This is a genomic window from Streptomyces virginiae (assembly GCF_000720455.1).
Classification (GTDB): domain Bacteria; phylum Actinomycetota; class Actinomycetes; order Streptomycetales; family Streptomycetaceae; genus Streptomyces; species Streptomyces virginiae.
The window spans coordinates 151406-166888 of sequence record NZ_JOAK01000009.1 but is presented as its reverse complement, the minus strand read 5'-3'; the positions used below and the strand labels follow the sequence as shown (position 1 = coordinate 166888).

The window sequence follows — 15483 nt, the reverse complement described above, 5'->3', positions numbered from 1 at the left end:
CGGGTTGGACAAGCCCGCCCCCGTCCCGTCTCAGAACCAGTTGAGGGTCAGTGCGAAGGCGGCGCCCGCGGTGGCTCCGGTGGAGTCGGTCACGGTGGCGGTGATCCGGGTCGTGCCGCTGCCCCAGGGCCTGCCGGTGATGCGCCCGGAGACGCCGTCGAGGGTCAGGCCCCACGGCAGGCCGGTGGCGGCGTACCGGACCGGGGGCTTGCCGCCGGTGGCGGTGAGCTGGACGGTGCAGGGCTGGTTGAACGTGCACGTCTGCGGCCCGGGGTCGGCCAGTCGCAGGTCACCGGGGGTGGGCGTCGGGGTCGGTGTGGGAGTAGGGGTGGGGGTCGGGGTGGGGGTGGGTCCGCAGCCCGGCGTGGCCTCCGGCGGCAGTGGCACCCGCCAGATCTGGGTGTCGTTCTCCGACCCGACGAGCAGGGTGGCGCAGTCGGCGTACGTCACCGTCTCGCCCTGCGACTGGGCCGGGAGGGCGACGTCCGCGAGCTTGGCCCCGGCGGTGTCGTGGACGGATGCCGTGTTGGTGCCCAGCGGCCCGCCGCTGCGCAGGACGTAGGAGGTGCCCGACGGGGAGAAGGCGCCGTCGGTGGCGAACACGGGGGCGGTCCCGACGGCCGTGAGGGTGTTGACCTGCCCGGTCAGCGGCGGCAGCGGGGCCTGGTAGAGCCGGCCCGCGGCCCCGATGAGTTTGCTCGCCACGTACATCCGGCCGGAAACGGGGTCGGCGAGCAGGGACTCGGCGTCGTGCCTGCCGTCGGCGTAGGTGAAGCGGTACGTCACCGGTGTGACGGTGGCGTCGGCGAGCCGCTCCGGCTCGGGGAAGCCGTGGACGGAGATCTCGGCGCGCCCGCTGAAGTTGTCCCCGATGTCGCCGACGAGGATCGCCGGGGCGCCGGAGGCGTCCTTGCCGAGGGCCAGGCCCTCCCAGTCGGTGTTGCCCACTCCGGACACGGTGAGGGTGGCGGCCAGCCGTCCGGTCGCGGTGCTGCAGTCGACGGCGAACACCTGGTTCGTGTTGCCGCTGTCGTTGAGGGCGTAGAAGACGCCGGGGTGTCTGCGGCTCATGGCGAGACCGCTGAGCTCGGCCAGTCCACCGGGCAGGGTGCACTTCTTCTCCGGCGCCAGGGACGCGGCGGCCGGCGCCACCGCCGGGCCGGACGGGGCCGCGGCGGCGGTGGATGCGGTGGCACCGGCCGTCCAGGCGACCACGGGCAGGAGCGTGGCGAGGGCCGCGGTCGCGAGGGCGGCGGCCCGTGGAGCTGTCAGGAGTGGGGACATGCGCACAATGTGAGGGCGGGCACCGCCCGGTGCCAGGCCCAACCCCCTCCCGTTCGAGCATCGTTCAATGCCGTACGTGCATGTGGCACACGGTGCCGCCGGCCCGCGTCGCCGGTCTGCTTCGCCGGTCTGCGTCGCAGTCCCGCGCCGTCGGCGCATGCCGTCAGCGCACGGGCTCCCGGACCGGGGCCTTGTGCCCGGCCTGCGCGATGAACGCGCGAGCGGCGCGGCTCAGCGGCCGCCGGGCGTGGGCGATGCCCACCGGGCGCAGCAGGGGCGGGGTGAAGGAGCGGATCTCGGCCCGGTTCCCGAACGCCCTCAACACCACGTCCCGGTACCAGATGAGGGAACCGCGGCCGTCCGTCACACCCGTCACCCAGGCGAGGCGTTCGTCGACTTCCAGGGAGGGCACGGGGCGCACCCCGAGGCAGCTGAACATGGCCTCCATCTCGGTGCGCCGGCCGGTTCCCGGGGTGGGCAGGACCATCGGCAGTCCGTCGAGCACGCGGAACGGCACCGGGTCGGGCAGCCGGGAGCCGGCCGGTGAGATCAGCACCACTTCGCGTTCCTGGATGAAGTGGGTGGACAGCTCCTTGTCGACGGGCAGGTCGACCAGGGCCAGCTCCGACCGCCCCTGGTTCAGCGCCTCGACCAGTGCTTCCCGGCTGCTGTGCTGCTGGAGCCGTACGTCGACGTTCGGATGGCGTTCGGTGAAGGCGACGATCAGGTCGGCGGCCAGGTCCAGGGCGAGGGTGGGCGTGCTGACGAGCGTGAGCACCGAACCGGTGTCCTTGCCGTGCGAGATGCCTATGTCGTCGATGGCCTCCACCGCGTTGAGCACGGTACGGGCCAACCGGACGACCCGGGCCCCCTCCGGTGTGAGGTCCACCCCCCTTCCCCGGCGGGCGAGGAGTTCGACGCCCAGGTCCCGCTCCATGGCCTGGACGGCCCGGGACAGGGCGGACTGGGCGACGAAGACCGAGGCCGCGGCGCCGGTGATGGACCGGCAGTCCGCGACGGCGACGAGGTACCGGAGCTGCGCGAGGGTGGGCGTCATGACCGGACGGTAACCGCGCGGGGCTGTACCTGTAAGGGCTCGTCCGGTGAACAACTTGCCGCGGCGGGCGTGACGTTCATGCCCGGTGGGCGGCTAGGCATACCGGTGCGGCATGCCCCCGGGTCGGCCGTACGCCGGCCCGTGCGGCCGGACCGGCCCCCGCCGGGCTGCGATCGCCGCAGGTCACCGGCTCGGCGGGGGCCGGGCGTCGGCCCTCCTGCGGGGCGCGCCGGGCGGGGCCGGGGTGCCGATAATGCGAAGCGCCCTACTCCGCATGGCTGTTGACAGTGCACTGCGTGCCCCGCACGATGCAACGCGGCGTCCGGGTGTTTGACCATCGTTCAAGCCCGCCGCGTCTCCCGGCCGTGCCGCTCCCCCCGCCCGCCGCTTCCGCCCGCCGCCCGCCGCCCGCCGGCTCGCTCGTTCTCCCGTTCTTCCGTCCTGCCATGCGTCATGTCACACAGCACTGGAAGAGGAGCGCTCGTGATCCCCCATCCCCCACAGTCACCCGCCGTCCGCGACCTGGTCGTCGCGGTCTGTCCCTTCGAGGAGCCCCGCCCGGGGATCGTGACCGCCGCCGAGCGGGCCGGGGCCCTCGGGCTGCTCGATCTCGGGCGGGACGCGAGCGCCGCCCGCCGCGCGCTCGCCGAGACGGGCCGCCGGCTCGGCGGCGCCTCCCCCGGAGCCGGCGCGAGCGCGGGCCGGTACGGAGTGCGGATCCCCGCCCACTGCCCCGTCGGCCCGGGGGACCTCCCCGCGGAGGTGGACACGGTGCTGCTCGCCGACCCCGCGGCGTTCACCGCCCGGCGCGTGGCCGACTGGGCCGCCGCGGCGGGCCGGCCCCGTGTCTGGGCCGAGGTCACCGGCCCGGCGGAAGGCGCCGCCGCCGTGGCCGCGGGCGCGCACTGCCTCGTCGCCAAGGGGCACGAGGCCGGCGGCCGGGTCGGCGGGAGCACCACCTTCGTACTGCTGCAGCGGCTCCTCGGGGACCCCGCGATCACCGTGCCGGTACGGGCCTTCGGCGGGATCGGGCCGCACACGGCGGCCGCGGCCGTCGCGGGCGGGGCCGCCGGGGTGCTGCTCGACGTACAACTGGCCCTGACCGTCGAGGGCGAGGCCGACCTGCCGGACGAAGTGGCGGCGGCGCTGCGCGCGATGGACGGGGCGCAGACCCGTCTTCTGGACGGACACCGGGTGTTCACGCGCCCCGACCTGACCCCGCCCGAAGGTCCGGTGGCCGCCCTGCTCGGCGCCCGGGACCTGCGCACGCAGCTCCTGCCCGTCGGGCAGGACGGGGCGTCCGCGGCCCGGCTGGCCGCCCGGCACCGGACCACCGGCGGCGTGCTGCAGGCCGTACGGGAGGCCGTCACCGGGCATCTGGCGGCCGCCGTGCGGGCCGAGCCCCTCCGGCAGCCGCTGCCCGTCGCGCAGGGACCGATGACCCGGGTGAGCGACCAGGCGGCCTTCGCCGCGGCGGTCGCCGCCGCGGGCGGGGTCCCCTACCTCGCGCTGGCCGTGATGGAGGGCCCCGACGTACGCCGGCTCCTCACCGAGACCGCCGAGCGGCTCGGGGACCTCCCGTGGGGCGTGGGGCTGCTCGGCTTCGCCCCGCCCGAGCTGCGGCGCGAGCAGCTCGCGGCCGTGACCGAGGCCCGCCCCCCGTACGCGGTCATCGCCGGCGGCACCCCGGCGCAGGCCGCCCCGCTGGAGACGGCCGGGATCCGCACCCACCTGCACGTGCCCTCACCGGGCCTGCTGGAGCGGTACCTCGCCGAAGGCGCACGGCGGTTCGTCTTCGAGGGCCTGGAGTGCGGCGGGCACGTCGGACCGCGCGCCTCGTTCCCCCTCTGGGAGGAACAGATCGAGCTGCTGCTGCGCTCCTGCCCCGACCCGGCCGCCCTGGACGTGCTGTTCGCGGGCGGGATCCACGACGAGCGGTCCGCCGCGATGGCGGTGGCGGCCGCGGCCCCGCTGGCCGCGCGGGGCGCCCGGGTCGGGGTGCTGATGGGCACCGCGTACCTGTTCACGGAGGAGGCCGTCGCGGCCGGCGCGGTACTGCCGGGCTTCCAGCGGACAGCGGTGGAGTGCACGGACACCGTGCTGCTGCACACCGCGCCCGGGCACGCCACCCGCTGCGCGTCCACCCCGTACGCCGCGACCTTCGAGGCGACCCGGCGGCGGCTGGCGGAGAGCGGCGTCGAACCGCGCGAGATGTGGGAGGAGCTGGAGCGGCTCAACCTGGGCCGGCTGCGTGTAGCGAGCAAGGGCCTGCGACGGCCCCCCGGCGGCGGCGCACCGGAGCGCGTCTCCGAGGAACGGCAGGCGGCGGACGGGCTGTTCATGCTCGGCCAGGCGGCGACCCTGCGCACGCGGACCACCACGGTCGCGGCGCTGCACGACCAGGTCACCGAGGGCGCCACGGCGTGGCTGGAGCGGCGGGCCGGGGAACTGGCGGCCGCCGGGCGGCCGCGTGCGGACGCGGACCCGCTCGACGTCGCCATCGTGGGCATGGCCTGCGCCTACCCGGGTGCACCGGACCTCGCCGCCTACTGGGCGATGGTCCTCGCCGGGACGGACGCGGTCACCGAGGTGCCGGCCGAACGCTGGGACCCGGCGCTCTACTACGACACCGATCCGGCCCGGGCCGGGGAGCGCACGCCCTCCCGCTGGGGCGGCTTCCTCGGCCCGGTGCCCTTCGACGCGCTCGCCCACGGCATTCCGCCCGCCTCCCTCTCCGCGATCGAACCGGTGCAGCTGCTGGCCCTGGAGATCTCCGCACGGGCCCTGGGCGACGCCGGTTACGGCAAGGACCGCGCCTTCGACCGCTCCCGGACATCGGTGGTCTTCGGGGCGGAGGCCGGCACCGAACTGGCCGGCGCCTACGGGCTGCGCGCCCTGCACCCGGCCTACCTGGGGGACCTCCCGGCCGCCCTGGACGAGCAGCTGCCGCGACTCACCGAGGACTCCTTCCCCGGGATCCTCGCCAACGTCATCGCCGGCCGGGTCGCCAACCGCCTGGACCTGGGCGGTGCGAACTGCACCGTCGACGCCGCCTGCGCCTCCTCCCTCGCCGCCCTCGACCTCGCCTGCCGCCAACTGCGCGACGGCGACAGCGACATGGTGCTGTGCGGCGGCGCCGACGTGCACAACGGCATCAACGACTACCTGATGTTCGCCTCCGTCCGCGCCCTGTCCCCAGGCGGCCGCTGCCGGCCCTTCGACGCCGCCGCCGACGGGATCGCCCTCGGTGAGGGCGTCGGCGCCGTCGTACTGAAGCGGCTGGCGGACGCCGAACGCGACGGCGACCGGGTGTACGCCGTGATCAAGGCGGTGGGAGCCGCCAGCGACGGCAGGTCCCTCGGCCTGACCGCCCCCCGCCCCGAGGGTCAGCGGCGGGCCCTGGAACGGGCCTACGCGCGAGCGGGCGTCGCCCCGGCCGACGTCGGTCTCGTCGAGGCGCACGGCACCGGCACGGTGGTGGGCGACAGCACCGAACTGACCGTGCTGAGCGATCTGTTCACCGCGTCCGGGGCCACCGCCGGATCCTGCTCCCTGGGTTCGGTGAAATCGCAGCTCGGACACACCAAGTGCGCGGCCGGACTCGCCGGGCTGATCAAGGCCGCCCGGGCCGTGCACGCGGGGGTACGGCCGCCCACCCTCCACATCGACACCCCGAACCCCGCCTGGCGGCCGCAGACCAGCCCCTTCTCCTTCGACACCGAGGCCCGCCCCTGGGCCGTACCCGCACGGCGGCGCGTCGCCGGGGTGAGCGCCTTCGGTTTCGGCGGCACCAACTACCACGCGGTGCTCGCCGGTTACGGCGGCGCGGACGAGCCCCGGCACGGTCTGGAGGAATGGCCCGCCGAGCTGTTCTGCTTCCGCGGAGCGGACCGGCGGTCGGCGGCCCGCGCCATGGCACGGCTCGCGGCGCGCCTGGAGCAGAACGACACCGCCGGGCGCCCCTGGACCCTGCGGGACCTCGCGGCGGAGACCTCCGCCGACGGGACCGGCCCCGTGACGGTGGCGGTCGTGGCCGGCGGACTGGACGAGCTGGCGGCCCGGCTGGAGCGGGCCCGCTCCTTCACCCCGGGCGACGGGGTCCACGTACGGGCGGAAGGGACGGAGCCGGGCGGGGTCGCGTTCCTCTTCCCCGGGCAGGGCAGCCAACGCCCCGGCATGCTCGGCCAGTTGTTCACCTCCTTCCCCGGCCTGCGCGGCCTGCTGGACACGGCTCCCCCGAACGTGGTGTCGGCGATGTTCCCGCCGGCCGCGTTCACCGCCGAGGCGCGGGCCGGGCAGCGGGCCGCGGTCACGGACACCCGGGTGGCCCAGCCGGCCCTGGGCCTGGCGGGGGCCGCGGCGCACCTGCTGCTCGGCGAGCTCGGCGTACGGCCGGACTGCGTGGCCGGGCACTCGTACGGGGAGCTCACCGCGCTGTGGGCGGCCGGGGCCTACGACATGCCGACCCTGCTGCGGCTGAGCGAACGCCGCGCCGAGGCCATCCTGGCGGCCGCCGGCGCGGATCCGGGGGCGATGGCGGCGGTGTCGGCCGCGCCGGAGGAGGTACGGGACCTCGCCGCCCGGGCGGGATGCGTGGTCGCGAACCACAACGCGCCCCGGCAGTGCGTGATCTCGGGCCCCTCGTCGGCCGTCGCCGCGGCGGTGACCGCCCTGCGGGAGGCGGGCCTGTCGGCGGAGCCGATCCCGGTGGCCTGCGCGTTCCACAGCGAGGTGGTGGCGGGGGCGGCGGCCGCGCTGGCCGGCGAACTGAACGGGACGGCGGTGACCGCTCCGGCCATCCCGGTGTGGTCGAACACGACGGCCGAGCGGTATCCGGCGACGGCCGAAGGAGTACGGAGCCTTGCCGCACGCCAGGTCGCGGAGCCGGTCCGGTTCGTGGAGCAGGTGGAGGCCATGTACGCGGCCGGCGTCCGGACCTTCGTGGAGGCGGGGCCCGGCCGGGTCCTGACCGGACTCGTCGGCCGGATCCTCCGCGAGCGCCCGCACACGGTGGTGCCGCTGGACGTGCCGGGTGAGCACGGCCTGGTCCGGCTGGTCACGGCGCTGGCCGAACTGGCTGCGGCGGGCGTACCGGTGGCGCCGGACGCGCTGTTCCGCGGCCGCACCTCCCGTCTCCCCGACCGGGCGCCACGCCGCCCGGGCTGGCTGGTCGACGGCCACCTGGTCCGCACGTCGAACGGCACCCCGGTACCGGGCGGCCTCCGCCCGGCCCGACGAGTCCAGGCCCACCCGGCCACGGAGAAGGAGACGGCGATGGCCGACGAGGGGAAGGTCCGCGAGGAGGCGGTGCTGGAGTACTTGCGGGGCGCCCGCGCCCTCGTGGAGGCGCAACGGGACATCCTGCTGGCCTACTTGGGCTCCTCCCGGCTGCCCGACGGGCAGGGCGGTTCCGGCGGGGTCGGGAGTGTGTCGGGGCGATCCCCGCAGGGCGCCGAACGCACCACCGCGGCACTTTCCGACGCCGGGCACCGTTCGGTGCCCGAGGAGACGCCCCGGCGCGCGCCCGGCCCCGCCGGAACCGCCCCCGCCGAAGCCCCCGCCCCCGCCCGCCGCTCCGCCGAGGACGTCATGGACGTGGTCCTGGAGATCGTCCACGTCCGGACCGGCTATCCCCTGGACATGCTCGACCCCGAGCTGGACCTGGAGGCCGACCTCTCCATCGACTCCATCAAGCGCGTGGAGATCATCGGAGCCCTCGCCGACCGGATCGGCCTTCCCCAGGACCCGGGCGGCTCCGCCGAGTCCGCGGTCGAGGAGCTGTCCCGGATCAAAACGCTGCGCGCGATCGTGGACTGGGTCATCGCCCACGCCCCCGGCGCCCCGACCGCCGAACCGCAACCCGCCGCACTCGCGCCGGCGCCGCTCCCCACCACCCCACCGGTCACCCGGCTCCGCGTGGACCTGTGCCCCGTCCCACCTGCCGACGGCGACCCGGCATCCCTGGACGGTCTGCGGATCGGGATCGTCGAGGACGACCAGGGCCTCGCGTCCGCCCTCGCCGACGCCCTGGACGCCCTGGGCGCCGAGCCGCAGACCCTGCAGGAGGCCGGGGCCGGGACCGGACTCGACGGCATCGTGGACCTGTCCTCGCTGCGGGCGGGAACCGAACCGGTGCTGCCCGAAGTCTTCCCGGGCCTGCGCGACGCCCTGACCGGCGGGGTTCCGCGGCTCCTGCTCGTCGCGGCCTCCGGCGGCCCCGGCGGAGCCGGCCTGCACGGTTTCGCCCGCAGCGCCGCCCTCGAATTCCCCGCCGCGCTGGTGCGCGCGGTGGACGTCCACCCCAAGGAGGACCCGGAGCGCGTCGCCGCACAACTCGTCCGCGAGCTCGCAACGGACGGGCCGGACGGCCCGGCCTCCGTCGGCTACACCCTCGACGGTGCCCGCGCCGCCCGCCGCCCGGTGCTGGCCGCCCTGCCCGCCGCCGACGGGCCCGGCCCCCGGCCGGCCGTCCTGGACCCGGGCTCGGTGGTCCTCCTCACGGGCGGGGCCCGCGGGATCACCGCCCGCACCGCGCTCGCCCTGGCCCGCGCCACCGGATGCCACATCGAACTCCTCGGGCGTACGCCCCGGCCGCCCGCCGCCGAGGACGAGTTCGGGCAGGCCCAGGACCGTGTCGCGCTGCGCGCCGCCCTGATCGCCTCCGGCGTGCGCAGGCCCGCCGAGATCGAGACGGCTGCCTCGCGGATCCTCGCCGAGCGCGAGGTACGCACCACCCTCACCGCCCTCGCCACGGTGGCGGCCTCCGTCCGCTACCACTGCGCGGACGTCACCGACGAGCGCGCCGTACGGGCGGTCGTGGCCGACGTACGGGAGCGCCACGGGCGGCTGGACGGCATCGTGCACGGCGCCGGGATCCTGCGCGACGGGCTGCTGCGCGACAAGCGGCCGGCGGACTTCGCCGAGGTGTTCACCACGAAGGTGGCCGGCGCCCGGCACCTGGCCGCCGCGGCCGCCGAGCACGGGGCGTGGCCCGCCCCCCGCTTCCTCGCCCTGTTCGGGAGCGTCGCGGGGGTGTACGGGAACCGCGGGCAGAGCGACTACGCCGCGGCGAACGACGCCCTCGACGGCCTCGCGCACGCCTGGGCGCAGTCCTTCCCCGGGCGGGTGCTGTCCGTCGACTGGGGCCCCTGGGCGGCCGAGGCGGGCGGGATGGTCACGCCCGAGCTGGAGCGTGCCTACGCCCGGCGCGGTGTCCCGCTCCTCCCGCCGGACGCCGGCACTGCCGCCTTCCTCGACGAACTGGCCCGCGGGACCGACGTACAGGTCGTCCTGATGGCGCAGGCGGCGGCCGAGGACGGCGGCGATGAGTGAGCGACGGCGGAACACCGGCCCCCGCCCGACCGACGCGGCGATCGTCGGGATGGGCGCGGTGTTCCCCGGAGCCCCGGATCTCGCCGCCTACCGCCGCAACCTCCTCGCCGGCACGGACTCCATCGGCGAGGTCCCGCCCGAACGCTGGGACCCGGCCGTCTACTTCGATCCGGAGGCGGCCACCGGGCCCGCTGCCGGCGACCGCTTCTACTGTCGGCGCGGCGGCTTCGTCGACGGCCTCGCCGCCTTCGACCCGACCCGGTTCGGGATCATGCCGGCCGCCGTGGAGGGCGCCGAGCCGGACCAGATGCTGGCCCTGCACGCGACGGCCGAGGCGATCGCCGACGCCGGCGGCGAGGAGCGGCTGCCGGCCGACCGCTCACGTGTCGGGGTGGTGCTGGGCCGGGGCGGCTTCATGGGGGTGGCCACCGCCCGGCTCGACCAACGGGTGCGTACGGCGCACCAGTTGGCGCAGACCTTGCGCGAGCTGGCGCCGGAGCTGGACGAGCGGCGGATCGCGGCCGTGCGGTCGGCGTTCCAGGACGCGCTGGGTCCCGAACGGCCCGACGCGTCGATCGGGCTGGTCCCCAGCTTCACGGCGGCCCGGACCGCGAACCGGCTGGACCTGCGCGGACCCGCCTACACCCTCGACGCGGCCTGCGCCTCCTCCCTGCTGGCGGTGGACCAGGCCGTGGCACTGCTGGCGGGCGGGCGCTGCGACGCGGTGGTGGCGGGGGCGGTGCACCACTGCCACATCGCGACGCTGTGGAGCGTCTTCACCCAGCTGCGGGCGCTCAGCCCGAGCGAACGCATCCGGCCCTTCGACCGCAGGGCCGACGGGACCCTGCTGTCCGAGGGCACCGGGGTGGTCCTCCTCAAACGGCTGGCGGACGCCGAGCGGGACGGCGACCGCGTGTACGCGGTGGTCCGGGGAACGGGCGTGGCCGGGGACGGCCGCGCGGCGAGCCTGATGAGCCCGCTGGTCGCGGGCCAGGTACGGGCGCTGGAGCGGGCCTGGCGGGAAGCCGGCCTGGACCCGCGGGAGGCGGGCGCGCTGGGGCTGCTGGAGGCCCACGGGACGGGCACCCCGGTCGGTGACGCCGCCGAACTGGACACCCTGGCGCAGGTGTTCGGCCCGCCCGGGCCGCAGGGGACCGGGATCGGCTTCGGTTCGGTGAAGTCGATGCTAGGCCACACGATGCAGGCCTCCGGCATGGCCGGGCTGATCAAGGCCGCGCTCGCGGTGCACGAGGGGGTGCTGCCGCCGACGCTCCACCTGGAGGAGCCGCACCCGGACCTGGCCCGGACCCGGATGCGGCCGGTGACCGCGGCGCAGCCGTGGGAGCGCGGTCCGGCACCCCGCCGGGCCGGGGTCAACGCCTTCGGCTTCGGCGGGATCAACGCGCACGTGGTGCTGGAGGAGGCCCCGGCGGCCGGGCGCCCCCGGCTGCCGGTCCGGCGGTTCCTGCCGCTGGGCGGCGCGGCCGCACCGGTGGGCCCGGCCGCGCACGGTGACGTGCTCCTGATCGGGGCGGACACCCCGGCGGAGCTGTCGGCGCGGCTGGCGGCCGCCTCCCCGGTGTCCGGGGGCGAGGGGCCCTGCCGGGTCGCGGTGGTCGGGCCGACGCCGCAGCGGCTGGCGCTGGCGGCGAAGGTGGTGGGGCGCGGCCGTGCGTGGCGCGGTCGCGGCGACGTGTGGTTCGCGCCGCAGCCGCTGGGCGGCCGGGTGGCGTTCCTGTTTCCCGGCCTGGAGCCGGAGTTCGCGCCGGTGGTCGACGACGTCGCGGAGCGGTTCGCACTGGCGCCGCCCCGGCTCACCCGTGGTGCGTCGCTCATGGAACGGGCCCTGGACGCGATCGCGACCGGCCGGTTCTTCGCCCGGGTCCTGCCGGCCCTCGGCATCGAGGCCGACGTACTGGCGGGCCACAGCCTGGGCGAGTGGGCGGCGATGGTGGCCGCAGGCATGTATCCGCAGGAGGCGGCCGACACCTTCCTGGACTCGCTGCGGCCGGGCGACCTGCGGGTCCCGGACCTCGTGTACGCGGCGCTGGGCTGCGGCGCGCCGCGGGCGCGGGCCGCGCTGCACGGCATGGACCGGGTGGTGGTCAGTCATGACAACTGCCCGCACCAGTCGGTGGTCTGCGGCGATCCGGACCAGGTGGCGGCCGTCGTCGCCCGCCTGCGGACCGACGGGGTCCTCGGTCAGGAGCTGCCGTTCCGTTCGGGTTTCCACACCCCGATGTGGGAGCCGTACCTCGGCCAGGTCCGTGCGGCCTTCGACCGGCTGCCGCTCGGTCCCGGCGCCCTCCCGGTGTGGTCGGCGACGACGTGCGCTCCGTTCCCCTCGGCCCCGCAGGACGTGCGGGACCTGGTGGTGCGGCACCTGCTGGAGCCGGTCCGCTTCCGCGAGCTCACGGTGGCCCTGTACGAGGAGCAGGGCGTGCGGACCTTCGTCACCCTGGGGCCGGGGAGCCTGCACGGCTTCGTCGAGGACACCCTCCGCGACCGCCCCCACCTGTCGGTGTCCACCTCCTCGCCCCGGCTCGGCGGACTCGCGGCCCTCGACCGCACCCGCGCCGCCCTCTGGACGGAGGGCCACGCGGTATTCCCCGTGGGAGGCTCGACGGGGCCCGAGGCCGGGGCCGGGGCCGGGCCCCGCGACCGCCCAGGGGCCCGGGTGTCAGCCGGGGCCCGGGGAGGCCGGTCCCCGGTCGGCGCCGCCGTACCGGACCGCCCCGCGGGCGCCGGTACGGGCCGGGCCGTCCCCCTGGACCTCGGATCGCCGTTGGTGCGGCTGGGCGCGTCGGCCCGGGCCTCCCTGGCCGGACTCCTCGCCCCGGCGCCGGCCTCTGCCCCTGCCCCCGCCCCGGTCGCGCCGCCCGTGGACCGGCCGGTGCTGCTGTCCGCGCTGGACGCCGTGCTCGCCGACAGCGACGCGGCCGCCCGGGCCGTGACCGAGGCCTGGGCGGCATCCGCAGCGGGCCGGGGCCCGGGGGCGTGGCCGGGGGGCGGGGCGGCGGCCCACGGCGGGACGCGGACGTCGCGGCTCTCCCTCGCCGCGCTGCCCTACGTGCGCGACCACTGCGTGTACCTGCAGCCCGACGACTGGGCCGAGGACTCCGACCGGTTCCCCGTCGTGCCCATGACCACCATGCTGGAGCTGGCCGCCGACGCCGCCCGGCGGTACGCCCCGGCCGGCCTCGCCGTCGTCGGCTACGAGGACGTACGGGCCCTGCGGTGGCTCGCCGTCGAACCGGCCGTCGAGGTCCGGGTCTCCGTCCGCCCGGACGGGCCCGGCCGGATGCGCGTCACGCTCGGCGAGTACGCCTCGGTGGTCGTGCTGTTCGGCGAACGGTACGGGGCGCCGCCCTCCCCCGACGGCACGCCGCTGCGCGACGCCGGCCCGGCCCCCGTGAGCGCGGCGGCCCTCTACCGGGACCGGTGGATGTTCCACGGGCCGCGTTTCGCCGGGGTCCACGAGGTCCGCACCGTCGGCGCGGACGGCATCCACGGCGTGCTGCGGGCCCTGCCCGACCCGGGTGCGCTCCTCGACGCCGCCGGGCAGCTCTTCGGGCACTGGATGCAGCTGCGGCTCCCGGTGGACCGGCTGGTGTTCCCGGCGAGCGTGGACCGCATCCGCTTCTACGGCCCGCCTCCCGCCCCGCCGGAGCTGATCACGGCGACCGCCAGGATCCGTGCCGTGCAGGACGTCACCGTACGCGGGGACGTCGAGCTGCGCGGGCCCGGCGGCGGGGTGTGGGCCCGGATCGAGGGGTGGACGTACCGCCGCTTCGGCGCCGACGAGCGGGTCTGGCCGATGAAGTTCACCCCGGAGGTCTGCGGCATCGGCGAGCCCCGGCCCGAGGGCTGGTGCCTGGCCCGCCGCCGCTGGAGCGATCCCGCCTCGCAGGAGCTGGTGATGCGCCGCTACCTCGGCGCCGCCGAGCGGGAGGTCTACGAGCGGCTGGCGCCGCGGGCCCGGGCGCCCTGGCTGCTGGGCCGGATCGCGGCCAAGGACGCGCTGCGCGGGCTGCTGTGGGACGGCGGGGCCGGGCCGGTGTTCCCGGCCGAGGTGCCGGTCGGCAACGACCCCGCCGGCCGGCCGGTGGCCGAGGGGCCGCTGACCCGCGGCTTCCGGCTGTCGATCTCCCACAAGGACCGGATCGCGGTCGCCCTCGCCCACCCCGGCCGCCCGGTCGGCATCGACGTCGAGTCGGTGACCGCCGACCCGGACGCGCTGGTCCGGATCGCTCTCGGACCGGACGAACTCCGCCTCGCCGAACGGCTCGCCGAGAGTCCAGCCGCGCAGCCCGCCGGACGGCCGGCCGCTCATGGGGACACGGGCCTGCCGGCCGCGCTGACCGCGCTGTGGTGCGCCAAGGAGGCCGCCGCGAAGGCGGCCGGCACCGGGCTGGGCGGCCGGCCCCGGGACTGGCGGGTGGCCGGCGATCCGGATTCCGGTGGGCTGGTCGTGACGTCCCCCGACGGCACCCCGTACCCGGTCCGCACCACCGTCCTCCCGGGCCCCGACGGCCCGCTCGCCGACACACCGCCCGATCACGTCGTCGCCTGGACCCCCCACCCCTCGGCGGCGCCGCCCGCCGTCCCCTTCCACCTCACGGAGACCCGTCATGGCAACTGACATCCTCGCCGAGATCACCGGCATGCTCGTGGAGATCGTCGGCGACGAGTACCTCCTCGCGGAGGAGGTCACGATGAAGACGACGTTCAACGAGGACCTCGCCCTGGAGAGCGTGGAGTTCGTCGCGCTCGCCGAGCTGCTCCACCATCGCTACGGCGCCGACGTGGACCTGATGGGCTTCCTCGCGGAGAAGGACATGGACGCCATCCTGGCCATGTCCGTCGGCGAACTCGTCTCCCACATCGGCCGGATCACCCGGACCTCCCTGGCCCGGGTCTCGGCGGGCGGCCCGTCCGCGTCGGCCGGCTGAGCCCGCCATGGCCGTCGTCCCCGCGAACTCCCTCCGCTTCCACGTCCAGAGGCTCCCGGCCGCCGCCGGCGCCGACGCCCCCGACCGTCCCGTCGTGGTGTTCCTGCACGGCCTGGTCGTCGACAACCTCTCCTCCTTCTACTGCCCGCTGGCCGTACCGGTGGCCAGGTCCGGTCACGAGGTCGTCCTCTACGACCTGCGCGGCCACGGCCGAACCGAACGCCCGGCCACCGGCTACGACAGCCGCACCGCCGTACGCGACCTGTTCGCGCTGCTCGGCGCGCTCGGCCTGGGTCACCGCCGCGTGCACCTGGTCGGCAACAGCTACGGCGGGACCCTCGCCCTGCACGCCGCGCTGGCCCGGCCCGGCCTCGTCAGCGGTCTCACCCTCCTCGAACCCCCGCTCGGCGGAGCCTGGGTGGAGAACATGGTGGACACCCTGTCGGCCGCCGCCCTCAGCCTGGAGGACAGTCCCGTGCCCGCGGAGCTGCGCACCCTGCGCCTGCGCAAGGCCGCCAACCTGACGGCCATCGCCGACGCCCTCCTCAACCGCACGTCGCTCATCGACGACGTCGCCGCGAGCCGCCCCTTCACCCCGGCCGACTACGCCCGGCTGGGCTGCCCGGCCCTGATCGTCTGCGGGGAGCACTCCGAGCTGGTGCCCGGGGCGCGGGAGCTGGCCCGTCACGCACCGCGCTGCGAACTGCGGATCCTGCCGGACCTGGGGCACGACGTCCTCAAGGAGAGCAGCGGGGTCCTGCGGGAAGCCGTGCTCGCCCATGTCGCCGCGACAGTGACGGCGACGCCGACGGCTGCGGCGGCGGTCCGGCCGCGGGTGGGAGCTCTGGTCCCGTGAGG

The 15483-nt window shown here is 76.5% G+C and carries 6 protein-coding genes; 4 read left to right on the top strand and 2 right to left on the bottom strand.

From position 1 onward, the window contains the following. Positions 1-30: 30 nt before the first annotated feature. Both IG86_RS44395 and IG86_RS0116370 read right to left on the bottom strand, forming a co-directional pair. Positions 31-1284 (bottom strand): putative Ig domain-containing protein, encoded by a 1254-nt coding sequence (locus IG86_RS44395; protein ID WP_051785216.1) that lies wholly within the window; start codon positions 1282-1284, stop codon positions 31-33. 163 nt (positions 1285-1447) lie between these two features. Beyond that, positions 1448-2341: a LysR family transcriptional regulator gene (locus tag IG86_RS0116370; RefSeq protein WP_030820748.1), complete on the bottom strand. Its 894-nt coding sequence runs from the start codon at positions 2339-2341 to the stop codon at positions 1448-1450. Between the two features lie 483 nt (positions 2342-2824). Here IG86_RS0116370 and IG86_RS0116365 point away from each other — a divergent pair, with 483 nt between their 5' ends. Genes IG86_RS0116365 through IG86_RS0116350 form a run of 4 tightly spaced genes read left to right on the top strand, consistent with a single transcriptional unit; the run spans position 2825 to position 15481 of the window. Next, positions 2825-9673: a type I polyketide synthase gene (locus IG86_RS0116365; protein WP_244305890.1), complete on the top strand. Its 6849-nt coding sequence runs from the start codon at positions 2825-2827 to the stop codon at positions 9671-9673. Continuing rightward, positions 9666-14315, top strand: a complete 4650-nt coding sequence (locus IG86_RS0116360; protein ID WP_051785215.1) for a type I polyketide synthase — start codon at positions 9666-9668, stop codon at positions 14313-14315. The genes IG86_RS0116365 and IG86_RS0116360 overlap by 8 nt, the downstream gene beginning before the upstream one ends. After that, positions 14305-14625 (top strand): hypothetical protein, encoded by a 321-nt coding sequence (locus IG86_RS0116355; protein ID WP_030828537.1) that lies wholly within the window; start codon positions 14305-14307, stop codon positions 14623-14625. The genes IG86_RS0116360 and IG86_RS0116355 overlap by 11 nt, the downstream gene beginning before the upstream one ends. A gap of 7 nt (positions 14626-14632) precedes the next feature. Continuing rightward, positions 14633-15481: an alpha/beta fold hydrolase gene (locus IG86_RS0116350; RefSeq protein ID WP_063761534.1), complete on the top strand. Its 849-nt coding sequence runs from the start codon at positions 14633-14635 to the stop codon at positions 15479-15481. Positions 15482-15483 lie beyond the last annotated feature (2 nt).

Coding starts and splice junctions, on each gene's coding strand:
- IG86_RS44395 (WP_051785216.1), bottom strand. CDS start 1,284: ATGTCCCCACTCCTGACAGCTCCACGGGCCGCCGCCCTCGCGACCGCG.
- IG86_RS0116350 (WP_063761534.1), top strand. CDS start 14,633: ATGGCCGTCGTCCCCGCGAACTCCCTCCGCTTCCACGTCCAGAGGCTC.
- IG86_RS0116355 (WP_030828537.1), top strand. CDS start 14,305: ATGGCAACTGACATCCTCGCCGAGATCACCGGCATGCTCGTGGAGATC.
- IG86_RS0116370 (WP_030820748.1), bottom strand. CDS start 2,341: ATGACGCCCACCCTCGCGCAGCTCCGGTACCTCGTCGCCGTCGCGGAC.
- IG86_RS0116360 (WP_051785215.1), top strand. CDS start 9,666: ATGAGTGAGCGACGGCGGAACACCGGCCCCCGCCCGACCGACGCGGCG.